This window comes from Rhizobium sp. WYCCWR 11152 (assembly GCF_013087615.1).
In the GTDB taxonomy this organism is placed as follows: domain Bacteria; phylum Pseudomonadota; class Alphaproteobacteria; order Rhizobiales; family Rhizobiaceae; genus Rhizobium; species Rhizobium indicum.
This window is the reverse complement of sequence record NZ_JABFCP010000024.1, coordinates 148,651-174,561: the sequence shown is the minus strand read 5'-3', so window position 1 is coordinate 174,561 and position 25,911 is coordinate 148,651. Positions and strand designations below refer to the sequence as shown.

The window sequence follows — 25,911 nt, the reverse complement described above, 5'->3', positions numbered from 1 at the left end:
CAAAACTCGTTTGATCGTTCCCGATTATCGAACCATCGCGCTCGCACTCCTGAGGACAATCGATGAGCTTCAAAAGCATGATATGGAATGGACTGCTCGTTGCTGCCCTTTGTCTTGCGGTCTTTCTCCTCTATCGAATCTTCCAACAATATAGCCTCGATCAGATCGTCCAATCGGTTCGCAGCATACCTCTTTCGACCTTTTGCACTGCACTTCTCTTTGCTGCGGCGTCCTATCTGTGCCTAAGCTGCTTCGATCTCCTGGCAATCCGTTCGCTCGGCAAATCCTTGCCCTATTCCAGGATTGCGCTGGCTTCCTTCATTAGCCTTTCGCTCGGCCACAATATCGGCTTTGCCGGGCTGAGCAGCGGCGCATTTCGCTATCGTTTCTATTCGCGCTGGGGGCTGACGGCGGAGGACGTGGCGAAGATTATCCTGTTTTGTGGTGTCACGGTGGGGCTCGGGCTGATCACACTTGGCGGCATCGCCATGATCGTCAATCCCGGCGATGCCGGGCGCCTGCTGCGCATCGATCCTGCCAGCGTCCGCATCTTCGGTTTGCTGGCGCTGGTCGTGCCGGTGGTCTATGCGGGCCTTTCGTTTTTCATCCGCGGCACGTTGCGGCTGTGGCGCTGGTCGTTTCAGCTACCGCGATTTTCGATCGCGGTCGCACAGGTCGGGGTCGGGACGATCAATTTCATGCTCGTCGCCGCCTGCCTGCACCAGATGCTTTCGGCCTTCGGCGACGTTGCCTTCTTCAGGTCGGTGACGGCTTACGTGCTTGCCAATTCGGCGATCCTCGCAACGCATGTTCCGGGCGGTCTCGGCGTGCTCGAGGCGACGGTCTCCTATGTCGTGCCGAAGGAGGCGTCTATCGGCGCGTTGATTGCGTTTCGCTGCGCCTATTTCTTCATTCCGCTGGCGCTCGGCACGACGCTGCTCGTCATCAGCGAAGCCGTTTTCCGGCGGAGGTCACGCGGGGCGAATGAGGCGGCGGACGAGCGCGCCGAGGCCCAGTCGGTCTAAAACCGTTACGGGTCGAACCGGGTCGAAGATCGCCGTGCCTGAAATCGGTGAAATGCTGCCCGACAGCTCGACGGTGAATTCCCGTAAACCCCGAGGCCCGTCATTGAGCGCGTCGACCGCCTGGATCAACGAGCCGCTTTGCATAAAGGCTGCGGCAAAGCTTTCCGGTGTGGTTCCGAGATATTCCGAAAGCAGGCAATTGCGCAGGTCCGCGATCGCGCGGCGATGCTCGTTGTTGCCGGCCTCGAACAGCATGTCGCATTCGCCATCCATCCCTTCCGAGCGATTGTTGAGGTTGGAGGAGCCGATGCGGACCAGCTCGTCATCGGCGATGATCAGTTTGGAATGGACGAGCACCTCCACGTCGCCGCCCTCTTGCGGCGTGACTGGCCCGGGCACGATTGGCCCGGGCACGACGGCATAGTAGACGCGCAGGCGATCGGCGCGATCGGCTCGTTTGAGGCGGCGGATGACCCGGTCGCGATTGCCGCCCATGACAAGCTTTTCGATCAGCCCGTGAGAGCTGCGCGTGCAGATGATGACGACTTCAGGCCCGTTCTCCTCCTGCAGCCGCGCGGCAATGGCGTCGGCGACGCGGAAGGAGGCGAGATATTGCGCCTCGATGTAAAGCTGCCGCCGCACCCGGGCGATGACATCCAATGTCATGGCGATGCCGTCGCTGATGCCGGAGCGAAAGGCGGTCGACGGCTCCGTCAGCGCGAAGCTGACCGCGATCTCCCTCATCGAAACGGCGAGATCGTCCGGCCAGGAAAAAGGGACATCTTCGGCCAACGGCAGGTGGCTTTCACTGGTGGCGTTTTCCCAGCGCCGCCTGGCGATATCGCCGATCAACCTGGCAGCGTCTCCCGTGACCATTGCCTGAACGTCGTGCAGCGGATCATAGGAAACGCCCTTGGGGTCACGTCGCAATTTATCCTTGGCACGGTGGAGCCAGGTGTCCCACCGGCGCGACGTCAGGTCTATGCCGCCGATGAAGGCAACGGCATCGTCGATAGAGACGAGTTTCTGATGGTGGCAGCCGCGCAATGTCGGCTGAAGCTCGAAGCGCAGATCGATCTGCGCATTTCTGGGAAAGTTCTTCTTCCGCAGCGGCTGCAGGGACTTGCCGGAATAAACGGGACCGAGTGCCCAGATGAGGATGCGTATTTCGAGTTTCGGATTTGCCGCTGCCAGGGCATGCAACAGGTCGGCCAGCGTTTCGTCGGACTTATCGGGTTCCAACCGGATGTCCGGATTGAAATCCCATCCGATGATCCAAATGGTGCGCCGCGCCTGCCGCAATGCGCGCGCCAGCTCGGCGAAATAACTGTTGCCGTTGATCAGGAAGGCCGCCTTGGCAGCGCTCCCTTCCAGACACAAGGCGTTGCCCTCCTGTTTTTGGCGGGCGCCCGGCCGTTGTGATTTTGTCTGGGGCAAGCTCGGGTTATTGAAGATGGTTTCGAATGTCGTCATGATTGCCTCGGCCTCTAACTGGGAGAGCAAACGCTTGGAATATTTTTGGGTTCCATGCGGCGCCAGATGAGGCGGTCGGGTTGGTAGGGCCGGCGATACGAAGTGCAAGGATGCGAAATGTCACAACGAGCAGGCAGCGCCGATCTTCCCCTTCACGGGGGACGCGTACCGCATTGGCTGGGCGACCGGATGACGCGGTTGGGGACGCTGATCACTGAGGCGATCGTCCATCACTATGGCCGCGACGAATTCCTGCGGAGGCTCGCGCATCCCTTCTGGTTCCAGTCCTTCGGCGCGGTCATGGGCATGGACTGGCATTCTTCCGGTATCACCACCAGCGTTCTCGGCGCGCTGAAGCGCGGGCTTAAGCCGCGCGCCGGAGAGCTCGGGCTGCATGTCTGCGGCGGCCGCGGCGCGCATTCGCGCAAGACGCCGCAGGAACTCGTCTCGATCGGCGAGCGTGTCGGTCTCGACGGGGAAGGGCTCGCGACCACGAGCCGTCTTATTGCCAAGGTCGACAGCGCTGCCCTTCAGGATGGGTTCGATCTTTATCTGCACGGGTTCATCGTCGCCGATGACGGCCATTGGGTGGTTGTGCAGCAGGGCATGAACGGCGACAGGCGGCAGGCCCGGCGGTATCACTGGCTGTCCGAAGGCCTGGAGAGCTTCGTCGATTCGCCGCATGCGGCAATCGAAGGAAGGAGCCAGGGCGAGATCGTCAATCTTGCCGACCGGCGCGCCGAACGCTCGCGGCGCGGTCAGCTCGATCTACTGGCGACCCTCGGGCCCGACCGGATCATCCGCGAAGCCGCGGCCTTGCAACGTGCCGAAGCGCCGGCGCCTGAACCGGCCGAACAGCCGATGCTGCCGCGCCTGATCATGCCTGCCCATCACGATGTCCGCGAGAGCGACGTCAACATGCGGCGCTTGCATGGAAATCTGGCTGCCGCTGCCGACCGCGGGCCGGCGGATTTCGAAGAGCTGCTGCTCGTGCCAGGCGTCGGCGCCCGCACGGTGAAGGCGTTGGCGATGGTGGCGGAAGTCGTTCACGGCGCGCCCTGCCGTTTTTCCGATCCGGCGCGCTTCTCGATCGCCCATGGCGGCAAGGACCGTCATCCTTTTCCGGTTCCGCTCAAGGTCTATGACGAGACGATCGCCGTGATGAAATCGGCGGTGCAGAAGGGCAGGCTCGGACGCGAGGAGGAATTGCAGGCGCTCAAGCGCCTGGACGATCAGTCCAGGCAGATGGAACGCTACGTGACGGGTCCCGACCTCAAGGAAATCATTGCCGGTGAATTCCGCCAATCCGCCGATTTCGGCGGCCGGAGCGTCTTCGGCTGGGAGGAGCCGCCCGCGAAGTAAGGCATCCCTTTTATGCCATTACCTTAAGTCGCTGAGCCAGGCAGGGCGACCTCGCCGTTTTCCTCACCATCCCAGTACCGGATGGAGGACGCTGAAACCTTGATAAGAACGATCCCAGGAGTGTCCACTCCTTCAGGAAACCACCGCTCGAGATCGGGGATCCAATGTTCTTCGAGTGCCGCCTTGTCCCGTACCAGCGACGCTGCGCCCTCGACAGCGATGAAAATCCCGGGCATGCCGAGGAGGCTGGGAGGCGCCGTGAAGGTCAGCGAGACGGTTTCGATGCCTTCGATCTCCGTGATTTTCCTGCTGTCTTCATAGGAAAAGAACCAGGAATCCCCGTCATATTCGACGTCGCCGTTGTTGCTCATCGGTCGGGCCGAGATGCGGCCCGACCCGGCATTCGTCGACAGCATGCAGAAATCGATCTTCTTCAGTTGCGAGGATAGGTCTTCGAGGGTCATGGACATTGCAATCTCCCAGGTTTGTATGCTCGGGAGTAGCGTGCAAGCGTCCAGATTGTTCCAAGGTGAACAGCCCCGCATTCCGCTTTATGGTGCGACGACCACTTTCCAGTCCTGTTTCATGCTGACGACGTGAAATCCATATTTGCTCGCTGCATTGAGTGAATAACCGTCAGGCTCCGCGTAGGCGAATTCCCGGTCCGCATCGTCGTGGTTTATAAGAAGCTGGAAGCTCGGACCTTTCCGGTCTTTCGACCAGCGCATCATCGCAATGTCGCCACCGCCACCTTCATTGCCCCCGACGAAGACGGGACGCATTCCGAGAGCAAGGTTGATCGTCGGCGGCTTGCCTTCGCGGTCATTGACGTGATCGACGCTGCCATCGAAGACGAGCACGGTCTTGCCGCCACGCTCGTCAAGCCTGGTGCCGGCGGTACTTCCCATGACACGCTGCGGCGGAATGCCGAGCATGGCTTCGGAAACCGCCCGGGTGAACAGGATCGGACTTCCGCTGCAGATCCAGTTCTGGAACCCGTTGGCTTCAAGATAAGCGAGCAGTTCACGCATCGGCTGATAGACAGCGCGCGTGTAGGGAACGCCAAATCTCTTTTCCGGCGTCTTCTCCATCAGCGGCAATATCTCCGCAGAGAACTCTTCCGTGGTCTTTCCGTCCGTTGCCGCCGCGATGAGCTCGTTGAGGCCCTGTTCGCCGGCAGCCGCGAGTGCCGCCTCGTCCCCGCGCAAGAATGCCTGGATGCCAGGCTTTTCGGCGAGCATCGGTTTTGCGGTGATCGCGGCCTTGATATCGATGATGATCGGGATGAGTGCCGCAGGAACAGGTTTCTCCGGAATGAGTGTTCCATCCATGTCGAATACCGCCACGCGCTCTTCCTCGGGCACGAACTCGGGACCGGCGGGTGTCGTGACACGGGCGACAAAATCAATGATGGCCGCCTTGGTGGGGGTATCGTTCCAGGAAGCCAGCGGATCGGACTGAGCTAACCCTTGCTGCACGGCAAAGACGCAAAAATAAGCGGCAAAGAGACTGGCCAGAACTGCACGGCGCGTCAGTGGCATTGCTCCGAAGACGGCGATGGGGTTTGCGGGAGCGACGTGATCTTCGCCGCCGACAAGCGGCAACGACGGGAGCATGGTATCGGAGGCCTGGAAACGTCTTCTCATTTCGCTTTTCCTTCCGTGCGCCTGATGCAGCGGAAGCCGACATGGCTGGTGGAAGTATCCTCGGGTTCGGCGTGGCGGGCGGCAGGACGGTAGCGTCTGCAGTAGTTTGGAGCGCAAAGATGGGAGCCGCCCTTCAGCACCCGGCGCGCTATCCGGATTTCCGGCTGGCGCGGATCGTAGCTTGCCTCGGCGTCACTGCCGCGCGGGTTGCTCGGAATGCAGCACGAGTGTTTCGCCGGTTCGGGATGCCGGGGCGACCAGTAGTCGCTCGTCCATTCCCAGACGTTGCCGATCATGTCGTAGAGGCCGAAGCCATTCGGCGGGAACGATCGCACAGGCGAGGTACGTTCGTGTCCTTTCGGCTTCATCGCGTGGGTAGGGAACGTGCCGCTCCAGGTGTTTGCCATCGGGACGCCGCCCGGCGCGAACTCGTCGCCCCATGCATATTCCGCGTCATCCAGCCCGCCGCGGGCGGCAAGCTCCCATTCGGCCTCCGTCGGCAAATCGAGCCTGGCCCAGTCCGCATAGGCAGCGGCGTCCGCATAGGCGACATGCACGACCGGATGGTCGAGCTTGCCGCGCAGATCGCTGAGGCCGCCGAGAGGGCGGCGCCAGTTCGCACCGAACTTGAATGTCCACCACTGGGAGATGTCGGCGCCGTTCACGGCTTTCGGTTGCGTGAACACCAGCGACCCCGCCCTCAGCATCTCAGGCTTCGCACCGGGATAGTCCTTCGGATCGGGAGCTATCTCTGCGACGGTGACATATCCCGTCGCCTCGACGAATTCCTTGAACTGCCTGTTGGTGACCGGCGTCAGCGAAATCCAGAAGCCGTCCACCTTGACCGGGTGGGCCGGGGCTTCCTCCGGATAATGATGGTCGGATCCCATCGTGAACGACCTGCCGGGAATCCACACCATGCCCTCGGACTCGCGCCGGGCTTCTGTCGCGCTGTCGAATGCCAATGCCATCGCGGCCTCCAGAACCGATGTCCCGACCTTAGCTCCCGCGCGCCGTCAGGAAAGAATGTTACTGTTAACTCGACGTAACAACGCGTCCGTCATGCCACCGGATTGAGGGCGGGTAGGGCGGATTTTCGCGCTCGCCCCTTGTTCGTCGCTGCCAGGGTGATGGAGTCCGCGAACTTGCCGCGATCCAATTGCATGTCGCGCGACCGGAAGAGGCGCCGCTCGAGAATGGTGACCTGTGCCGAAAGCCGGGGATTGCCCTGCGCTTCAGCCCAGTCGGAAACCGACCGGAATCCGAGACTTCCGCTCCAATCCTGAAGCGCCCGATAGATTGCCGGATCGGGCCCGACCCTGATGATGGTTCGAAGGCGGCGAAGTCTTCTCCGTGGAGAGTTTCGGCGGCTCATTCGACGCCGTTCCGCCCATGCGCGGATTGCCGAGCCCTTTTGCCACGCGACAATTGCCGCGAAGCAGGCGAGCACGGCCGCGCATGATAACAGCACTACCTGCCAAGCATTCTTTCCTTGGTCTTCGCCAGGGGGATCGAATTTCGGATCGATGCGCTCGGTTGAGGCCGCCTTCGCCACGACGATATCGACGGCCGGAAGGGTCGCCGTCGCTCCGGCATGGGCATCGAGGTCGAACCATTGGTAGGAAACGGCCGGCGCCTGGAAGCTGCCTTCGGCCGAAGCCGTGTAGACCACCGTTTCGGTCCGGGTACTTCCGGTCTCGACGCTCCGGCCGATCCCGCGCTGTTCGACGCCGTCTGTCAGTGACGGCGGCTTCAGATATTGCGCGACCCCGGCTGCCCGTCCCAGATCGACCGGCGGGATCAGCATGGCCTGCGTGTCCTCGGCAAAGACGACGATCGTCCGCACGACAGCGTCGCCGGCCTTCAAGGTTGACGGGCTTCTGTCGAAGGACTGGGTTAGCGTCAGGTTGCGGGCGGCGAAGGACCTGGCAGTCTGGTCGGGAGCGGCCACGACATCGAAAGCGGGAAGGGCTACATGCAACTGCGCCTTGATCGCGCTGCCGTTCGCCGAATAGCCAAGATCGATCGCAATTTCGGGCAGTACGAAGGATCCGGTCTTCTCCGGGACGATCACATAGCTCCTGCGTATTCCCGAATATTGGACGTCCGCGATCGTCTGGACGAGGTTCTGGGCACGATCGTCGGAAAGCGTGACAAGGGCGGCCGGAACTTCGAACAGCGGATATTGCGGCGGCGACGTGAAGAATTCCGGCGCGAAAATGTCGACGACGACGTGGACCTGCTGGCCGGGGACAATCCCATCTGCGCCTTCGATGGCGGCGCGTCCGAAGGGCTCGGCGGCGATGGCCTGTCCGCATATGAACGCCCAAAGAAGCGTGGCTGAAAGCCTCATGGAGACTGCCTCCTCGCTTCGAGGGAAAACTTGCGGGCCATCAGGTCCGCCGGGCTGACGTTGATGTTCTTCATCCACATCTCCGAAGTCTGCTCGGCGATATTAATCTGACCTTCCTTGCCCTCCTTTCCCCTCTCGTCGAACTGGACGCTGTCGGGATCCTCGCTCGGCTGTTCGGGCTGTTCTTCCTGCTTTTCCTGCTGTTGCTTCAGGAGTTGCCGTGCGACGGCGAGGTTCGCCTCGGCCTCCGGCCATTCGCTTCGTTTATCGAGAGCCTTCTCATAGGCTGCGACAGCCTCCTCGAACTTCGATAGCTGGAGGAGAGCATTGCCTTGGTCGTACCAGCTCTCCGCCGTATCGATGTAAGCAAAGGCGTCGATCGCCTCCTCGAATTTGCCGGCTCGATAGAGGGCGACGCCCTTCCACATCGGATCGACGAAGCGGTCTGTGGCCCCGTCGTAATTACCCCGCTCGAAGGCAATGCGGCCCTGCTGATCGGACGTCAGCCATATATCGATCAGCCCGTCCGCACGGGCGCTGCCCGGCGACAGCATCCGCAGGGCGAGCAGCAACGTGGCTATCCGCACCACCCAGCCCTTGCGGAACGACAGGGCCATCGCAACCGCGACCGGGACGACCAGCCACCAGCCGAAATCGCGCCAGCGGTCACCCTCCGTCTCCTGCTTCTGCGCGAAGTTACTGCGGATACGCTGCATGATCCAGCGAACATCCGTGTCGTCGTCCGTGATTCTCGCGACATCTGCCCCGGTTTCATTGCCGATGGCCTCGAGCCCGGCGACGTCGAGCTTAGGAAAGAGACGTGTGTCGGATGCATCCGAGAGAAATCCGCCATCCGGCGTCTTGACCGGTCCGCCCGCCGACGTGCCGATCCCGAGAATGACGACGCCGTCGCCGCTCGACTTGAGTGTCTGCGCTGCAGCGGCTTCCACTCCGTCGGTCAGCAGCAGGATCGTTCCGGCGACCCCTTCTTTGTGCAGGAGGCTTTGTCCGAGCCGCAGCGCGGCTGTCGTGTCCTTGCCCGGCGTCGGCATGATGCGCGTCGCCAATGCCTCGGAGTAGCTTTCAAGCAGCGCCGCATCCTCGGTCGGCGGCAGGACCAGATGGGCGGTGCCGGCATAGGCGACGATCGCCGTGCGCGCGCCCTGTCTGGCCTCGATCACGTCCTTGATCTTGAGTTTCGCCCGCTCCAGCCTGGACGGGGTCACGTCGATGGCGTCCATTGTCTGCGACAGGTCAACGGCGATGACGAGAGGCGCTGTGTCCTCGACGAAGGGCGGCGGCTCACGCTGCCATGTCGGCCCTGCCGCCCCAACGATCCCGGCAGCCATGACGGCCGCCAGCAACCAGGATGGCCGCATTCTTGAGCGCCCCGAAGCATCGACAACGAGGCGGTCGAGCAGATGCGGCGCGATCATGCCCTTCCACTGTGCACGGATGTCGCCGGAGTGTGAAACCATCCAGAGGATCGCAGCCGGCAGTACGAGAAGGAGCAGGAGCCAGGGACGCAGGAAATGAAAATCCGCAATCATGCCGCCGCCCTCCGCTTGAATGCGGCCGCCACTCCCGAGGCGAGATAATAGGCCGCCAGCAGTGCGACGGCGGCCAGCAGCGGCCAGTGGAACAGCTCGATCCGCGGCCGCCAGGACAGGTTCTTCTGATCCTCCGGGGTTATCTGGTCGAGCACCTCGTAGATCGCTGCCAGCTGCGACTGGTCGCCTCCGAAGAAATAGCGACCGCCGGTATTCGCGGCGATCTTCTGCAGCGTCGCGGTATCCAGCTTGTCCTCGCCCGTCGCAGCAGGGTCTCCGATACCCACCGTGTGGACGATCACGCCCTTCGATTTCGCGATCTCCACTGCCTTCAGGGGTGGCATCCTGCTGGCCGTGTCGTTACCATCAGTCAGAACGATGAGCACCTTTTCCGGAGTGGTCGTCTTCTCGAACATCTTGATCGCAAGACCAAGAGCGTCTCCCAGCGACGTCCGCGGTCCGGCCATCCCGGGAACGGTGTCGGCGATCATCGTCCGGACGAGCTCGTGATCCATCGTGAAGGGTGCGAGCGGATAGGGCGCGTCTCCGAAGACGACGAGACCAATCCGATCGCCGGGTCTTTTCTCGACGAAGTCGGCGACGACCTGCCTGACGGCTTCGACGCGGGCGAGGGGCGCGCCCTCGGCGCCAGGGAAGTCCCGCGCATCCATCGACTGCGACAGGTCGAGGGCGAGAAGGATATCGCGTTGCGGCTCGATCTTCTCGATCGGCGGTTCCACGAGCTGGGGGCGTGCCAGGGCGAGCATCACCAGGCCCCAGGCCAGGGTCTCGCAGACGAGCTGTGGCCATGTCCTGCGCGTCACCACCGATCCCTCAGTCGGACGAACGCCCGCCGCCTCGGCGACCTGCGAGAAGAAGGGCAGTCTCACGGACGCCGATGTTTCCCGATGAGCCGGCAGCAGCCACCAGAGCAGCATCGGTAACGGCAGCACAAGCAGAAGCCAGGGCAAATCAAGCTGATACATGATGTTGCTCGATCCATTTGCGGGCGGCGATGACGAGATCGCCGCAGACATTCGACGGCAGATCCGCGACGATCTCCGCGCCATGATATTCGAAGTCGTCCAGGAGGCGTTCGAGCGTGTCTCCGGCCCCATCCTCGTCATGCGCGTCGAGAAATCGAACCCAGCCGTTACCGGAAAGGGAGGCGACTTCACCGCGCGGCCAGGCTGCCAGCGCTGTGCGCTTCAGAACTTCTGCGAGATCCTTTATGGCGTCGGGGCGCGTGGCGGGGTGTCGAAGTCTGTCAGAGATCCCTGCCAGCAAGGTCAAGGCCTCGCGCCTGTAGGCGTTGGCGCGGTAACGCCTGATCCGCCGGAAGATCACCAGGAGAACGGCGAATGCAAGCAGGGCTGCCAGCAGAGCCCAGCCCCAGGTCTGCGGCCACCATGAGACCGGCGCCGGAACCATGATGTCGTGCAGCGAACGCAGCGCCATGTCCGTCATCGGATCAAGCTTTGCTGCCGGCTCCATCAACGCCTCCGTTGCCGCCACGCAGACTGCTCCAGCAGACGTCTGAGCTGCGGAGCGGTTTCCTCGGCGGCCGATATGGGCAGCATTGGAAGCCCGAGCTGACGCTGCCACGCTCTCAACTCCCGGCCGCGGTTGCGTGCGAACGCGTCGATCGAGGATCGGACGCTTGCTGTTCGCAGAACCAGCTCGGCCTGAGGGCCGCCGCCGCTGACGACGATGTCGCCCGATGTCGGCAGGTCCAATAGAAAGGGGTCGTAGACGAGCAGGCAGATCACGTCGTTGTGGATGGAGAGCCTCAGCAGGATGTCTCGTGTCGTCGCGGTATGGCCGTCGAAGTCGGAGACGACGACCACGAGATGGTCGTGGTGGGCGATATTTGCGACCGCCGACAAAACCTTGTCCAACGCTTGCGGGTCAGGTTCGCCTTTGCTGTCTGCGCGCAGGCCCGCGTTCTGCCGTGCGATTTTCTCCGCAAAGGCAATCACCGCATTGCGGCTGCGATGCGGTTTGACCTCGTTCGTCCCGCTTTCGCCGAAGACGAAGCCGCCGACCCGGTCGCCGGAACCCAGTATGCGCCAGGCGCAGAGCATCGCGGCTTCCGCTGCCGTTACCGATTTCATCGATCGCCTGCTGCCGAAGAACATATTGATCCGCTGGTCGACGATGATCAGCGCGGGCCGCTCCTTTTCCTCGGAGTAGACGCGGACCACCGGTCGGCTGGTTCGCGCCGTGACGCGCCAGTCGATGGAGCGGATGTCGTCACCGGGCAGATAGTCGCGAAGTTCTTCGAAGATCAGTCCCCGGCCGCGCATCGCCGATTGCATGCGGCCTACAAGCTGCTGGTGGCTGCGTGCCTTCTGGACGAAGCTCAGATCTCGGGCTCTCGCTTCGAGCGCGACCAGTTCGTCCGTCGAAACATAGACGCCCGCATCGCTCATGAGACCGCCACCAGTTCGACGATGCGGTCGATCACCTTGTCCGGCGTGGCGTTCGACGCATGCGCCTCGTAGGACAAGATCAGCCTGTGGCGAAAAACGTCGTGGGCGATCGCCTTGACGTCATCTGGGGTCACATAATCGCGCCCCTTCAGCCAGGCATAGGATCGCGAAACCTTGTCGAGGCCGATCGCACCGCGGGGGCTGGCGCCCACCTGCAGCAGCGTCGCGAGATCCTTGTCGTAGCGGTCGGGATAACGCGTGGCGAAGACGAGCGCCACCATGTACTTCTCGACGGGTTCGGAAACGGTGACAGCGCCGATCTCCTTGCGGGCGGCGAATACGGCCTGTGGGTTCAGCCTTTCCGGCGACGGCGGCTTCGCGCCGCCATGCGCCTCGTTTTCTTCATTGCGGTTGAGCCGCATGATGGCTGCCTCCGACGCCTCGTCCGGATAGCCGACCTCGACATGCATGAGGAAGCGGTCGAGCTGGGCTTCGGGCAGGGGATAGGTGCCCTCCTGCTCGATGGGATTTTGCGTCGCCATCACCATGAAGAGCGGCGGCAGGGGATAGCTCTTGCCGCCAACGGTGACCTGGCGTTCCTCCATGGCCTCGAGCAGCGCGGACTGCACCTTGGCCGGCGCGCGGTTGATCTCGTCCGCCAGGATGAGATTGGCGAAGATCGGCCCCTGCTGGAACCTGAATTCGCCCTTGCCGCCCTCGCTGAAGTAGATTTCGGAGCCGGTAATGTCGGCTGGCAGCAGGTCGGGCGTGAATTGAACGCGTGAAAGCTCTGAATCAAGGTTCTTTGCCAAGCTCTTGATTGCTCTGGTTTTTGCGAGACCGGGAAGGCCCTCGACCAGCAGATGGCCATTGGCAAGCAGCCCAAGGAGGAGCCGTTCGACCATGGTCTCCTGACCGATGATCGACCGGCCGATACGCGTGCCGAGATCGAGGATGTCGTCGCGAGCCGTCATGGGGGGCCTCGGTGAGAAGGAGAGGGGCGCGCAGACCGCCTGCGCGCCTTGGTGCGTTGCCTACTTCTCGATACCGCGATCCTTGAAGGATTGGTCAATCGCCTTGTCCACCTCCGCGCGGACGCCTTCGATGTTGAAGCTGGCGACTCGCTGGCTGGGCGGATACTTGACGAACGTTTCCAGGAAGGCCGCTCCCTGCAACTGACCCTTCACGAGCAGGTAGTCGTTGCGCGTGAGCCAGTCATTATACTGGTCCGAAACGGTGTCCGCGCGCTCGTATGGATCCATCCGCAGGTTGAACAGCTTCGGAATGCGCCAGGTGACGAATGGAGTCTGCCAGACGGCAAAGCCGCCCGGAGCCGGCTGTTCCTTGAAGACGACCTTCCAGTCGTCGTAGCGCGTCGCCACCAACCCGCCGTCGTCGTCGAAGTAGTAGAAGTCGCTGCGGGCGCTCTTATCGGCCTTGCCGGTGAGGTAGTCGAGCTGGTTATAGCCATCCAGATGGTTGCGGAAGCTGTTGGCGCTTCCATCCGGCTTCCAGCCACTCAGGAGGCGGCTTTTCACGTCGGGATCACCCGCGGCCGCAAGCAGCGTCGGGAACCAGTCGAGACCGGATATCATTCCATTCGAAACCTGGCCGGGCTGGATGTGGCCCGGCCATTTGACCATGGCCGGGACGCGGAACGCGCCCTCCCAATTGGTATCCTTCTCGCTGCGGAACGGCGTCGTCGCCGCGTCCGGCCAAGACCATTGGTTCGGCCCGTTGTCGGTGGTGTAGACGACGATGGTGTTGTCGGCGATCCCGAGTTCATCGAGCTTTTTCAAAATCTTTCCGACCATCTCATCGTGCTCGACCATGCCATCGGCATATTCGTTTCCGACCATGCCGCTCTGGCCCCGCATCGACTCCCGCACGTGCGTGAAGACATGCATGCGCGTCGCGTTCATCCAGGTAAAGAACGGCTTTTTCGCCTTCACCTGACGGTCCATGAAGTCCATCGCCGCAGAGCTGGTCTCATCGTCGATGGTCTCCATCCGCTTCTTGGTCAGGGGACCGCTATCCTCGATCTTGCCGTCGGCCGACGCCTTGATGACGCCGCGGGGCGAATAGGCTTTCAAAAACTCGGTGTCATCCTTCGGCCAATAGGGCGCTTCCGGCTCCTCTTCGGCGTTCAGATGGTAGAGGTTGCCGAAGAACTCGTCGAAGCCGTGTTTGGTCGGAAGATACTCGTCCCTGTCTCCCAGGTGGTTTTTGCCGAACTGGCCGGTCGCATATCCAAGCGGCTTCAGCGCCTGGGCGATTGTGATGTCGCCGGCTTGCAGACCGACCGGAGCACCGGGTGCGCCAACCTTGCAGAGACCGGTGCGCAGGCATGTCTGGCCGGTGATGAAGGTCGAGCGGCCCGCCGTGCAACTGTTCTCGGCATAATAATCCGTGAACATCATGCCTGATTTGGCGATGCTGTCGATGTTTGGCGTTTTGAATCCGACGACGCCGAAGGAATAGGCGCTGATATTTGTCTGCCCGACGTCGTCGCCGAAGATGACAAGAATGTTTGGCTTGGAGGTATCGGCTGCGGCCGGTGCTGTTGCCGCCTGCTGCGCGAATACCGGGGTTGCGATCGCGGCCGAGGTCATGGTCATCGCGACGGCGGCCGTGGCGGCAAGGAGTCGTCGATAGATGGGCGTACTCATCACGGGTTTCCTTTTTGCTTGCGGTTCGACATTTCGGTCTGCTTTTTGACCGGATGACTTGACGGGGATACTGCTTCAGGCCCAGCCAGCTGGTAAGCTTGTAACTGTTACTTCCAGGTCGGCCGGAGGTAACAATCGCCCGCCCAAGCCTGTTATTGTGTCAGAGGCTTCGACTGGGCGGTCGTTGTGCAGGCTGTCTCCCAGCTCCGTTCCTGTCGGCTGCCGCTTTCTTGCCGCCTGTTCGATGATCACAAGTGGTGCTGCAACTGCAGCGCCTGCGATCGTGCCGACGGTGCGCGCTGTCCCGCCCACGACGGCGGCGACGCCCTGTCCGAGAGAAATGTTGGAATCCGTCAGCGTTTGCCCGGTCATCAGACGCTGGCCGATGAGCTGAACGATGCCGGGACTTTCGGCGAACTTGCCATGATGGAGGCTGTCGCCGGTCTCGATGTCGCCCGGGGCATGGTCGATCCTTATTGTGCTGCAATGTTCATCGGCTTGGTGATCGACAAGGGCATCGAGATCGTCAGATAGACGGCATCTCCCTCGGCGCGGTTTTCGGCGGCGAACTCGTGAAAATACTTGATACGGGTCGATATCGGCACTTCGCCCGCTTTGAACGTCCAGCCTATGGTCGCGCCTATGGCCGCGACGCGCCCCTTGAAATCGCCGGAGGCGCCAGCGCCGCTGTCGCCGCTCACCTGGTCGTAGTAGTAGCCGATCAGGCCGGCGTCGAACTGCTCGTTGAAGTGCTGGACGGCGGCCCATTCGACATGGAACTCGTTGCCCGTGCGGTAGTCGGTGGCGGGGTTCTCGGCATTGAACGTCATGCCGACAGCCGCCGAAAGATCCAGACCGATCGTCGGATCAAGCCAGGTCACGGCCGCGCTGATGTCAGCGCCCCAATGGTGGAATGCCAAGTTGGAGATCTCGCCGTCCTGATAGTCGCCGATCGGAACATTGACCAGAACACCCGTCGTCCAATGGAAGTTGCCGGCGTCCCAGCCGAGTGTTCCGCTGACGACAGGATCGCCAATCGTGAAGATCGTGTCGGTGATCGAGCCGCTCGCAGTTCCACCCCTCGGTCCGGCAAGCGTCAAGTCGGCATCCGTTTCCATCCAGCCAAAGGGAACGGTTGCGCCAAAGCCGAGACGGCCGCCGAGCACCTCCTCGGGCAGGACCCAGAGGACGGTTGGCGCTGCCAACACCGCTTTGCCCTCGACGCCGACGGCAATACGTCCGCCGGTGGGCAACTGCTTGCCGCCACCCAGATTGCCATTGTAGATCCAGATGTCGTTCTGAAAGAAGACGCCTGGAGGAGGAAGGATACCGGCCGCCGGCCCTTTGGAGCCCAGCAGATAAAAACCTGCGCCGCGTTCGGCCGCGAAGGCAAGATTAGGCAGCAGCGCCACCGCCGCAATCATCGTCAGTCGTCTTCCAACATTCCAGATCATGGCAAATCTCCACTCCGTGAAGCTTTCTTTGCGGCCAGCATCTGCGGAACCGGCCGCCGCGGCGAAGCTCGTGCCGGTCCCGAGCGCCGATTGACGCCTGTGGTCACCACCGCGGGATCGGCCAGTATGTTGCCTGCGAGAAAGGTGGAGGCGGCTGAGAAGACAAGCAGCTTGCGCATTGTGGCGGCCCTCGACATCATCACCCGCAATCTGCGGACAGATCGAAGGAAAGCCATCGAAGGCTGCCGGACAAGGATGTTACTGTTACATCGAGCCATTGCTGGCGAGTTCGGGCGATTTCAGGCCCGCTTCCAGAATGCCTGTTCGAAGGGCAGCTTTGAGACTGCTGTCATAACGCGCTCCGGAGAACATGGCTGCGACTGTCCGGTCGAGATCGGGATGCTGCTGACGGGCTGCGGCTATCTCCTGCTCCGTCGCCGGCCGGTCACCGAGGCGAGCGATCGCGGCCAGCTTCAACACGGTCGTCGGCGTATCGGCTGCCGGGACCTGTCGGGCAAGGAAGACCGCTTCCGCATAGTGCCCGTGGCGGTAGGCGTCGAGGATCATGACGAAATTCGCGTCACGTATCGTCTGGCCGACAAGGTCGGTCGCCTCTTGCGCAAGGCGGACACCCTCTTCCCAATGCCCGCTCAGGAAGAGGGCCATGGACAGTTTGGCCACAAGTTCGGCATTTTCCGGGTTCAGGGCGACGCCGCGACGGCCGGCTGCGATCGACGCGTCGTTCTGGCCGACCTGGTATTGCGTCGCCAACTGGGCGAGCGCCGCCCTTGTCGAGGCGGGCGAGACCGTTGCAGCCCGGTTCGCGATGTCGAGACCGCGGCCGAAGTAGCTATCGTCGCCGGTCGTGCGACCGGTCCACATGAAGACGCGCGCAAGTGTCGCCATCGCGTCGGCGTCAGCCGGATCCGCGGCGATCGTTGCCTCCAGGCAGGGGCGGGCCGCCTTCAAGGGGGCCAGATGCCGCTGTTCGACGGCGAATTCGCCCCTCAGCACGCAGATGTTGCCGGTCGTGGAGGCAGGCAGATTGCGCCGCAGCTCCATGGTGTTGACGACGCCGACAGGCCCCGCGATCCTGCGGGACACGCCGTAGACGAGCGCGCGTATCGCACCATCTCGCGTCCCTGTTCCGGTTGGACGTCGGTCCTGGTCGGTCCAGACGGCTTCTCCAGTGGACGCGTCGGAAACCTGCCACCAGAGGGAGACGGATGTCGCATCCTCACCGTAGCGCATCCTGACGTCGTACGTCGTCTGCTCAGCCGGGTCGACGCCCGGCCTCGCCGCCCCGATATCGGACTTGAGACGGACGGTCCCAAATCGCGCAAGCGATACGGCCAGATCTTCCATGACCGCCTCTCCGGCCGCCGTATCCTTCTGCGCCGCATTCAGCGACAATGAGACCAACGGCTTTTGTGTATCCAAGGGCACCGGCATCGCGGCGCGGAAGACGGCGTAGCCTCCGGCCAGGGCAATGGCGGCAAGGCCCGCCAGCGCGAGGGCAGCGTAAGGCTTTCGGCTGACGGTGGACCTTAACGAAGCGGTCGCGTCTTCGACTACCGGGACGACGTCCTCTTCGACATCGGAAACATCGTCGCCTGGGCATGGCGGCTGCTCCCGCTCGACGAAGACAGGAACATATCGTCCGCGGGGAATGTCCAGCCGCGCTCCAGGCTCGTCGCCGAGCTGCTCGTAATATTTCGCCAAGGTCTCACGAAGGCGCGTCGCCTCTATACGCACGATCGGATCGGATGAGGGATCGAACGACGGAGGCCGGTTGAAGACGTCGATCGCGATGGAATAGGCCTTCACCGCGTCGCTGCGCCCTTCGAAAACGGCGTCGACGATGTACCTGAGAAAGGCTCTATGGCGATCGGAGACGTGGAGCCGAGGATCGGCCAGAAGACGCTCCGCTTCCGACCTTGCCTCGCTCTCACAGACCGCCTGTGCCCCGTTGCTCACGCCGTTCGTTGCCACTACGCACCTCACGCCCGCCCGTCCATAAGCTGTCGCGAATATGCGTCACATCACTGAAAGTTGCAATCCTGTTCCCTTGCATGGCGGACGAAAGTTAGGAGCGCCGGTCCGGCTGCGATCGCGCCATGCGTGCACGACAGCGGATGGCGACGTCCGATTCAAGCGCCTGACACACGCCAAAGTACTCCTCGACAAGCCCGTCCTCTCCGTCGTCGGAGCGCCTGACCAGGCGTTCCAGCGTGGCTGTCGCATCCTCATAAGCCTCGCAGAGAGCCTCGAAGGACGGATCGCTCGGCCAGAGGAGCTGAAGCTCGCCGCGCAACGACGGCAGCCGCAGCATCAGCTTCAACAGTCCGCGGCGGGCAGCATCTCTGGCAGTGTCCATGGCGAGCAGGCGTTCCTTTCGGGCAGGAGGCATGCAAAGGAGGGCGAGGACCTCAATCCATTCTCGCGCCGGTCAATCGCAAAAATCGAGAATGTTACAGTAACATTTGCACGACAGTGCCCCGCCTGCCAGATCACGGTAACCGTTACAGCCTATGGCCGAAAACAGTTTCGTGCTGGAGTGCCTGCGGTCGACATAGGAGGTCTCCGTGCGCCCGCACGCTCCAGCCTTTCCCCTACTGTTGCTGCTGGCATCGGCCTCCTCTGTCGGCGCCCAGGAGGCGCACGACGCCGTCAACGAGGCCAACAACCCGCTCACACCGAAGATCACGATCAATTTTCAGGACTACTACATTCCGAGCTTCATCGACACGCCGGGAGAGCCCGAGGCGAACCAGTTCCTGCTGCGCGGTCTCATCCCATCAGACATGTTCGGGCTGCCACAGCTTCTTCGTTTTACACTCCCGATCGCGACGTCCCCCGACATTCCAAGCGGATATGTCACGGGGCTCGGCGACCTGACCCTGATGGACATCTTCATCCTGCCGAAGCATGGAGATGTCACCCTCGGCGTCGGCCCGCTGCTCGTCGTTCCCACAGCCACGGACGAGTCCCTTGGAAGTGGCAAATGGCAGATCGGAGCGGCGGGCGTCGTCGTCGCACCTCAAAGCTGGGGCCTCCTCGGAGCCCTCGCGACCTATCAGACGTCCTTCGCGGGCGTGGACGACCGGGAGGATGTGAGCCTTTTGACCTTCCAGCCGATCCTCAACATCAACCTGTCGGACGGCTGGTATCTGCGTTCGTCGGCGACGTGGAACTTCAATCTCGAGAGTGGCCACTCCTACATCCCCATGGGCGCGGGCGTCGGCAAAGTGTTCCAGCTCGACAAGAGTGTGACGATGAATGCCTTCGTCGAGCCTCAGTATACGGTCTGGCACGACGGACCGGGTGCGCCTCGCTGGCAGATCTTCGCCGGCGTCAACTTCCAGTTTCCGGTCGGACGGTGATCGACCCGGCAAGCAGGGCGAGATGACGTTCCTGCTATTTTGATCGTTTAATGACCGTCGAGCGGGACGGCCTCAGTCGGAACCGTCTCTTTCAGATTCTTGCGGTGGAAGATGAAGAGCCCCGCAACGACGATGATTGCGGCGCCGACGATGATCTGCGTATCGGGAACATCGTCGAAGAACAGGTAGCCGAGGACGATCGCCCAGAGCAGCAGCGTATATTGCAGCGGCGCGAGCAGTGATGCCGGTGCGAGCTTCAGCGAGCGGGTGATGAGCAGATGCGCGCAGGAGGCGACGATGCCGAGCAGCAGCATGCCGGACCAATCGATGAGCGTTGCCGGCTGCCAGTGGCCGACGCTCAAGACGATGCCGGTGACGAGCGCGGCGATCGTCTGCCATGTCACCAGCGTCGTGTCGCTGGTCGAGCGCAGATAGCGGCTCATGACCAGCGACAGCGCAAAGGCAAGGCTGCCGGCAAGACCGAAGAACGATGGAAGCGACAGCATCGCCGTGGACGGACGCAACGCGATGACGACGCCGGCAAAGCCGATCAGAACGGCGAGCCACCGGCGCCAGCCGATCTTCTCTCCGAGAAAGAAATGCGAAAGCGCCGCGATATAGATCGGTCCGGCCATATAGAAGGTCATCACATCTGCGAGCGGCAGATAGGCGACGGCAGCATAAAACAGCGCGACATCGCAGGTCGCCATGAAAACACGGATGAACTGCAGGCCCTTCTGCTCGACGCGGAACAAGGCCATCGGCCCTTGCCTCAGGATCATTGGTCCGAGCACGATGAAGGCGCCGACCGAGCGGATCACCAGCACCTGGCCGACGGCAAAGCTCGCGACCAGCCACTTGCCCATCGCATCGTTCAGCGCAAAGAGCAGATCGCCGAGCAACATCAGCACGACGCCGGTCATGATCAGGTTTCCGGCGTTGGCGGCAGCCGTCTTGGTCTTCATCTCTCATATCCTCGCACTCGGCCGCGCATGCGCGGCCGAGTGCGGCTTCTGCCTTAACAATGCCAATGTCAAGCGCATCGATGATGCGATGAAGCCGCCGTTATAAGGTCAGCGGTGTCCCCGCCGCACCTTAACCAAGATACTTAGATAATTTCGAGGATTGCTGCCATAACGGGACGGCTGCTTCGCGCCAAAGGGAGATTTCAGCTAAATGAAAAAGGCATCGTGAGATGTCCATCGATCTGGCACAATTCGCCTGTTCGCCGCGAGGTGCACAGGTTCGAGTTTGAACTTCGAAAACCAGCGTCAATTGATGGTTTCGAAATCGCCGGGCTTCCAGCCGTCAAATGCCAGCGGCTGCGGACCGTAGATACGGAAGTAGACGAACCATCCCTTGCCCTGAAGTGTCTTTATCCAACGGCCTTCGCCGCCAGGCGGCCGCTCGGGGCCGAAATACAGATCGATCGTCTCGCCCTTTAGGTCCTTCAACTCAAACAGGGAGCGCAAAGCCGCATTCTCCTGATCGGTCTGTATCTGACTGCGCGTCTGGGCATCGTAAACCGTGATAGACCAGAACAGTCTGTTTGGTACCGGTAGCGGGACCGTCAACTTGTAGGTCTTGCCGCCGTCCAGATAGGCCCCCGCCTTGTCCGTCAGTCCAAGCCAGTAGAGTGAGCCGGCAGCGGGATCGCGCCGGAACATGGCAGGTGACGTGGCGATGGCCTGATAGAACCATTTGTCGAGGGCGTAGTTATCCCTGTAGTCCTTGGCGTCGAAAGTCCCGTTCTCGTAGCGCAAGGCCGCCCATTGCCATTGCCGGTCATTCCATACAACCCGATCCGGCCTACGGTCTGCGAGTGCTTCCACCCGCATCTGTGCCGATGCCATCTTCGCCGCCTGTACCAGAATGCCCTTCATCCGTTCATCGGGAGCAAAGGGCTGACCTTTCATGATGCCGAGCGCGGCTAGATCGCCATATTGGCTTCGCGAATCCTCCAACGGCGGCTCGCTCTCGATGACGGTATGGAGCACTTCCCAGAATTTTATACTTGCCTCCCACGCCGTCGGCGTCTGGTTCTGGGGTTCGGGTGTCTGATCGTACCATGTGGGGGCGACCCAGCCGGCAGCGGGATTTAGTGGATGCACCTTGATGGTCTTCAGGCGCTCGACTGCACCCTTGACGTCGCCCTCCTGAGGGATGGCGCGCAGGCCGGCGATGACGCGATAGGATGTGGCCCGACCGACAAAATATCCGTCGGGGACTTCGCCTTCATATCCGGGAGGGAGCAGAAGATGCTTGCCGCCCTTGCCGGCGTCCGGGCCCGGCAAGCCCATGTCAATGATCCAGCGCTGGTTTATATCGAGGGCAGCACCCAGCAGCGGACCTGGAGGCACTTCGATGACAAGTGGGCCATCCTTCAGGTCGAGTATCATGCCGCCATAGGGCGTGTCGGAGTTAAGCGTGAAACCGACATGCTTAGGCATGGTTTCCAGAAAGCCAAAAGTCTGGTTGGGCTTTGCCCCAACGCGGATCATTTCTTCGTAGATCGCAGCGCTCGACACCGTCGGATAGAAAAAGCGATAGGCATGAATCGCACGGTTGAGGTCCAGTTCGTTGTAGACCTTCTCGACGGTTTCCGGTGTCGGATAGCCGCCCGTGAACTTATACTCCTGCGCGACGGCAGTGTTGGTGAACAGGAGTGCCGCGATGGCGGAGATCGCCAGCGGTCGTCTCGTCGAGCCCATGTTGATCATAACCCATCTCCTTACGCTTTGCGGCGAGCCGTCCGACGCCGCGATATCTGCGCCCCCTGCTTATTGCACGGCAACCTTCTCGACGTCGGGCAGCACCCACGCCTTTTCGAAGAACTCCTTCTTCGGGCCATAGGCGCGGAGCATCAGTTCGAATTCCCGCAGCGGATCGGTCGGCACCCAGTTTGCTTCCTTGCCCGCAGGCGCGGTCGGGCCGAAGTACAGATCGACGGAGCCGTCGGCGTTTTTCCGGACCTCAGCATTGTTGGAAGCCCTGCTTGCGCGCGTCATGTTTCTCACCAGACCGTGCGTCTGGCGGTCGTAGACGGTGACAGACCAATATTGGTCGACCGGAGCGTCCGCCGGTACCGTCAACTTGTAGTTTCGCGCACCATCGAGATTTTCGCCGTCCTTATCCTTCGGCGCGAGCAGGTAGAACTGGCCGGCACCGAGACGCTTTATGCCGATGTAGCCCAGCGTATAAATCATGCCGCGGACATCGGTTGGATAAAGGCTCGTGTCGGCATATCCGTTCGAAACGGCCTTGGCGAGCGCCGGCACGCCAGCCGGACGCCATTGCGTTCCTTCGTAGAACGGCTCCCATCCCGCTTCATACTTCGCATCGAGAAAGGCTTTCGCCTCCACTGCGCCGGCATCGAGCAGAGACCGGGTCTCGGCATCAGGCTTGAAGGGTTTGCCTTTCTCGATGCCGAGCGACTTGAGCGTGTCGATCATCGCCATGTCGCGAGCAAGCCACGGTTCGTTCTGCACGACACGGTTCAGGTGCTCGAAGAAGGTCGAATCGAAGCGGATGGTGGAGTCGAAGAGAACATCCTGCGCGTCGGTGAACACCGTCTGTGACGGGTTGTCTGCCTTTGAGAGCGGGTAAACCTTAACCTTCTTGCCATAAGCGACGGATTTGTCGACATCGTCGCTGCTATGGCTGGCTAGGTTCGACCTTACCAGCGCGTAGCCGCCAAAGGTGTCCGATTGCAGCGGCGTAAAGCCCTTCGGAACGGTCCCCAAAAAGCCTGGCGGCAGGACGACGAACTTACCACCCGCGCCCTTGTCCACGCCGAGGAGGCCCACATCTTCGAGCGGCATTTGCCACGCGGTGACGATATTGCCGTTGAGCGAACCTTCTTCCGCAGCCGGCACATCGATAACGATGGGACCATCATGCGTATCGAAGAAGGTCATGAAATATATCGTGTCGGGATTGGGCGTGAGCGTCTGATTCATCCAGTCGAGCGCGCGGCCCCAATAAACGATCTCGTGCTGTCCGGCTTTGGTTGTGGTCAGCATCTCCTGGAGCATCAAGTCATAATTGACCGCCGGCATGCCCCAGATCACGGCCTCAACCGCGCGGCGCTCGATGGCACGGTTCTGAAGTGCCTGCTGCGAAAGATTCTCTGCCAGCGAGGGCATCGCAATAAAAATCAAACAGACGATCGCAGCAATTCTCTTCATCATGGCGGTTACCTCCAGATTGAGGTGAATCTTGCGCGCCAGGTGAAAAGAAAGGAAGTACGTTACAGTTACATGGCCGTAAACTGATGCAATTTACAGCGAGGAGGCTTCGGCAAGTTCGCCTTGGAATTCAATGATGGCGACGACCGCTACGGGCCGACGGGAGCCTTTAGGCACGTATCATCCTGTGGGGCAATTCCACGGCAAGATCCTCAATCTGGCACTGCTTATGGCCGTTGACGATGGCAGTGAGCGTGGCGGTCAGGTCTAGAGCGCCCAATCATCCCAATTCTGGACTTCGGCAGCTTTATCCTCGCGGCAAATCGTTTCCAGCGCCAGCGAGGCACGACTGGAGTGTCTTTGTTTATGCCGCAGGATTGTAAATTGGCGGGACGGCAGGGGGAAGCGCGCCTTTACCAGCAGGCCTTGCGTCAAGAGCGGCGCGGCCACGGCACCTGAGACGACCGTCGCGCAGAGGCCCTCTCTTGCTGCCGATATGACCGCCTCGTTCGACGGCAGCTCAAGCGCGACAGCCAGATCTCCAGGGCCTATGCCGAGATTGGAAATCGCCGTCTCGAAAGCCGACCGGGTTCCGGACCCCTTTTCCCGCATGACCCATTTTGTGCCCGAAACCAGGTCTGCCGGTGCAATTGGTTTGCCACGCGCCCAGGGATGGCGCGGACCGACGACGACAAGGAGTTCGTCCTCGGCAAGCGGCTGAACATGCAGCGCCGGCTCATCAACGCTGCCTTCGACGAAACCGACTTCGGCCAATCCATCGAGAACCGCTTTTGCCGCCGTGGTCGTGTTGCCAATCATCAGCTTCAGGTCAATGCCCGGGTAGCGGATCTTGAAACGCATCAGCATCGCCGGTAGCCAGTAGCTGGCGATCGTCTGGCTTGCAAAAACGACAAGCTCACCCTTTTGCAGGCCGCCGAGATCGGACAAGACAAGCGCTGCCGCCTTTGCGCGCGCCAGTGTCGCTCTAGCCTCTCCCAGAAACACCCGTCCTTCATATGTCAGCTCTATGCGGCGTCCGACGCGATGGAAAAGCTCGACGCCATAGGAGGTTTCGAGATTGCGGATAGCCGAGCTGACGGCCGATGGCGTCAGCCCGATCGCAAAGGCGGCCTTGGTCAGATGCTCGCGTTCCGCAACCGCGACGAAAATGGAAAGCTGTTCAAACGTCATTGATTCAATCGTTCGATTTTACCGAATGAACCATACTAAACTATTCAATGGAGGTCGACAATTGAGTGTGGGAGATTGCAGTCCTCCGCAAGGTCTTGCCGATGCCCGTTTCCGCCTCACGTTCCCTGTCGCTTCCTGCCGTCCTGCCGGGACTCGCCCTGTGTGCGGCAGTCACGCTCTCTGCCTATTTCGTTGAACAGCTGCAGATGATGGTTTTCGGCTCGCATTGGATCGAGAGCCTAGTGCTCGCCATTCTGATCGGTATTGCCGTGCGCTCCTCGGTCTGCTTGCCGCAGACCTTCATTCCCGGCATCCAATTCGCCGCCAAGACACTGCTCGAGATTGCGGTCGTGTTGCTCGGCGCCTCGCTCAGCACGGCTGCCATCAGGCAGGCCGGACTGCCGCTTGTCGGCGGAATTGCCGTTCTGGTTGCTCTGTCTCTGGTCGGCAGCTTTGTTATCGGGCGGCTCTTCGGGCTGTCGGCCAGCCTGGCGACCTTGGTTGCTTGCGGCAACTCGATCTGCGGCAATTCTGCAATTGCCGCCGCAGCGCCGGTGATCGGCGCCAAGCCCGACGATGTCGCGGCCTCGATAGCCTTTACCGCCGTGCTCGGTATCGGTGCCGTGCTGACGCTGCCGCTTCTTCACCTGCTCTTTGGTCTCAGCGCAGTACAATATGGCGTTTTCGCAGGAGTGACAGCCTACGCCGTCCCGCAGGTCTTGGCGGCCACGGCCTCTGCCGGAGCCGTCAGCACCCAGGTGGGCACGCTCGTCAAACTGATCCGCGTAATGATGCTCGGACCCGTCATCCTCGTGCTCGGCGCAGTTCATGGCCGCCGCCCTGGCGGTTCGCCAGTCAATCTCCGCCATGTTCTCCCGTGGTTCATCCTCGGTTTTGCAGCCATGGCGACGCTTCGTTCCCTCGACGCGATCCCGGCGCCGCTGCTGCCCGGGATGGCAGCTGTCTCCGCCGCCTTCACCGTCACCGCCATGGCCGCTTTGGGCCTCTCCGTCGATGTCAGATCCGTCGCCCATACCGGCGGTCGTGTCCTCGCAGCGGCGGCGCTGTCACTGTTGGCGCTGGGGGCTCTCGGGCTTTGCCTGATCGGGCTGCTGAATATCGTCTGATCAAGGTGATATGCCCAAAATACTTGCAAAGATTCCGGTTGCCTTCCAAACGATCAGCG

22 protein-coding genes and 1 pseudogene are annotated in these 25,911 nt (G+C 61.6%); 4 read left to right on the top strand and 19 right to left on the bottom strand.

Annotation, left to right across the window (positions count from 1 at the left end; genetic code table 11):
• The first annotated feature begins 62 nt into the window (after nt 1-62).
• Nucleotides 63-1,025 carry a lysylphosphatidylglycerol synthase domain-containing protein gene (locus tag G9X67_RS31215; protein ID WP_138388800.1) on the top strand — a complete coding sequence of 321 codons (963 nt, stop codon included), beginning with the start codon at nt 63-65 and terminating at the stop codon, nt 1,023-1,025.
• Here G9X67_RS31215 and G9X67_RS31210 read toward each other — a convergent pair.
• Nucleotides 972-2,498 carry a phospholipase D-like domain-containing protein gene (locus tag G9X67_RS31210; protein WP_171600450.1) on the bottom strand — a complete coding sequence of 509 codons (1,527 nt, stop codon included), beginning with the start codon at nt 2,496-2,498 and terminating at the stop codon, nt 972-974. The two genes, G9X67_RS31215 and G9X67_RS31210, sit on opposite strands and share 54 nt — an antisense overlap.
• Nucleotides 2,499-2,615: 117 nt before the next feature.
• On the opposite strand from G9X67_RS31210, the gene G9X67_RS31205 reads away from it, so the two are divergent.
• On the top strand, nt 2,616-3,860 hold the full coding sequence (locus tag G9X67_RS31205; RefSeq protein ID WP_138388802.1) for a DUF763 domain-containing protein: 1,245 nt from the start codon (nt 2,616-2,618) through the stop codon (nt 3,858-3,860).
• Nucleotides 3,861-3,883: 23 nt separating this feature from the next.
• On the opposite strand, the gene G9X67_RS31200 is transcribed toward G9X67_RS31205, so the two are convergent.
• From G9X67_RS31200 to G9X67_RS31135, 14 genes and pseudogenes are all read right to left on the bottom strand, one after another.
• Nucleotides 3,884-4,330: a pyridoxamine 5'-phosphate oxidase family protein gene (locus G9X67_RS31200; protein WP_171600449.1), complete on the bottom strand. Its 447-nt coding sequence runs from the start codon at nt 4,328-4,330 to the stop codon at nt 3,884-3,886.
• An 81-nt stretch (nt 4,331-4,411) separates the two neighbouring features.
• Complete coding sequence (locus G9X67_RS31195; protein ID WP_138388804.1) at nt 4,412-5,506, bottom strand: haloacid dehalogenase-like hydrolase; 1,095 nt, start codon at nt 5,504-5,506, stop codon at nt 4,412-4,414.
• Nucleotides 5,503-6,477, bottom strand: a complete 975-nt coding sequence (locus G9X67_RS31190) for a formylglycine-generating enzyme family protein (protein WP_138388805.1) — start codon at nt 6,475-6,477, stop codon at nt 5,503-5,505. The genes G9X67_RS31195 and G9X67_RS31190 overlap by 4 nt, the downstream gene beginning before the upstream one ends.
• A gap of 89 nt (nt 6,478-6,566) precedes the next feature.
• Nucleotides 6,567-7,859 carry a BatD family protein gene (locus G9X67_RS31185; protein WP_171600448.1) on the bottom strand — a complete coding sequence of 431 codons (1,293 nt, stop codon included), beginning with the start codon at nt 7,857-7,859 and terminating at the stop codon, nt 6,567-6,569.
• On the bottom strand, nt 7,856-9,409 hold the full coding sequence (locus G9X67_RS31180) for a VWA domain-containing protein (protein ID WP_171600447.1): 1,554 nt from the start codon (nt 9,407-9,409) through the stop codon (nt 7,856-7,858). The genes G9X67_RS31185 and G9X67_RS31180 overlap by 4 nt, the downstream gene beginning before the upstream one ends.
• The gene (locus G9X67_RS31175; protein WP_171600446.1) at nt 9,406-10,395 is read right to left on the bottom strand and encodes a VWA domain-containing protein; all 990 of its coding nucleotides are present in this window, start codon (nt 10,393-10,395) and stop codon (nt 9,406-9,408) included. The genes G9X67_RS31180 and G9X67_RS31175 overlap by 4 nt, the downstream gene beginning before the upstream one ends.
• Complete coding sequence (locus G9X67_RS31170; protein WP_171600445.1) at nt 10,382-10,903, bottom strand: DUF4381 domain-containing protein; 522 nt, start codon at nt 10,901-10,903, stop codon at nt 10,382-10,384. The genes G9X67_RS31175 and G9X67_RS31170 overlap by 14 nt, the downstream gene beginning before the upstream one ends.
• Nucleotides 10,903-11,841 carry a DUF58 domain-containing protein gene (locus G9X67_RS31165; RefSeq protein WP_171600444.1) on the bottom strand — a complete coding sequence of 313 codons (939 nt, stop codon included), beginning with the start codon at nt 11,839-11,841 and terminating at the stop codon, nt 10,903-10,905. Before G9X67_RS31165 ends, G9X67_RS31170 begins: the two co-directional genes overlap by 1 nt.
• Nucleotides 11,838-12,815 carry a MoxR family ATPase gene (locus G9X67_RS31160; protein ID WP_171600443.1) on the bottom strand — a complete coding sequence of 326 codons (978 nt, stop codon included), beginning with the start codon at nt 12,813-12,815 and terminating at the stop codon, nt 11,838-11,840. The genes G9X67_RS31165 and G9X67_RS31160 overlap by 4 nt, the downstream gene beginning before the upstream one ends.
• Nucleotides 12,816-12,875: 60 nt before the next feature.
• A complete protein-coding gene (locus tag G9X67_RS31155) occupies nt 12,876-14,510 on the bottom strand; it encodes an arylsulfatase (protein WP_138388812.1) in 1,635 nt (544 codons plus the stop codon).
• A gap of 152 nt (nt 14,511-14,662) precedes the next feature.
• Nucleotides 14,663-14,960: pseudogene (locus G9X67_RS35215) on the bottom strand (esterase); the annotation flags it as partial.
• Between the two features lie 23 nt (nt 14,961-14,983).
• Nucleotides 14,984-15,964, bottom strand: coding sequence for a transporter (locus tag G9X67_RS31145; protein WP_171600441.1), 981 nt, complete (start codon nt 15,962-15,964; stop codon nt 14,984-14,986).
• 264 nt (nt 15,965-16,228) lie between these two features.
• Nucleotides 16,229-17,956: a hypothetical protein gene (locus G9X67_RS31140; RefSeq protein ID WP_171600440.1), complete on the bottom strand. Its 1,728-nt coding sequence runs from the start codon at nt 17,954-17,956 to the stop codon at nt 16,229-16,231.
• Between the two features lie 94 nt (nt 17,957-18,050).
• Nucleotides 18,051-18,341, bottom strand: a complete 291-nt coding sequence (locus G9X67_RS31135) for a hypothetical protein (RefSeq protein ID WP_171600439.1) — start codon at nt 18,339-18,341, stop codon at nt 18,051-18,053.
• A gap of 208 nt (nt 18,342-18,549) precedes the next feature.
• Here G9X67_RS31135 and G9X67_RS31130 point away from each other — a divergent pair, with 208 nt between their 5' ends.
• Entirely contained in the window at nt 18,550-19,347 is a 798-nt protein-coding gene (locus G9X67_RS31130; protein ID WP_171600438.1) for a hypothetical protein, read from the top strand.
• Nucleotides 19,348-19,394: 47 nt separating this feature from the next.
• On the opposite strand, the gene G9X67_RS31125 is transcribed toward G9X67_RS31130, so the two are convergent.
• From G9X67_RS31125 to G9X67_RS31110, 4 genes are all read right to left on the bottom strand, one after another.
• Nucleotides 19,395-20,312: a DMT family transporter gene (locus G9X67_RS31125; RefSeq protein ID WP_171600437.1), complete on the bottom strand. Its 918-nt coding sequence runs from the start codon at nt 20,310-20,312 to the stop codon at nt 19,395-19,397.
• Nucleotides 20,313-20,618: 306 nt separating this feature from the next.
• Nucleotides 20,619-22,067 carry a DUF1254 domain-containing protein gene (locus G9X67_RS31120; protein WP_246705479.1) on the bottom strand — a complete coding sequence of 483 codons (1,449 nt, stop codon included), beginning with the start codon at nt 22,065-22,067 and terminating at the stop codon, nt 20,619-20,621.
• A gap of 60 nt (nt 22,068-22,127) precedes the next feature.
• Nucleotides 22,128-23,537, bottom strand: coding sequence for a DUF1254 domain-containing protein (locus G9X67_RS31115; RefSeq protein WP_171600436.1), 1,410 nt, complete (start codon nt 23,535-23,537; stop codon nt 22,128-22,130).
• 264 nt (nt 23,538-23,801) lie between these two features.
• A complete protein-coding gene (locus G9X67_RS31110; RefSeq protein WP_171600435.1) occupies nt 23,802-24,725 on the bottom strand; it encodes a LysR family transcriptional regulator in 924 nt (307 codons plus the stop codon).
• Between the two features lie 65 nt (nt 24,726-24,790).
• On the opposite strand from G9X67_RS31110, the gene G9X67_RS31105 reads away from it, so the two are divergent.
• The gene (locus G9X67_RS31105) at nt 24,791-25,852 is read left to right on the top strand and encodes a putative sulfate exporter family transporter (protein ID WP_171600434.1); all 1,062 of its coding nucleotides are present in this window, start codon (nt 24,791-24,793) and stop codon (nt 25,850-25,852) included.
• Nucleotides 25,853-25,911: the final 59 nt, after the last annotated feature.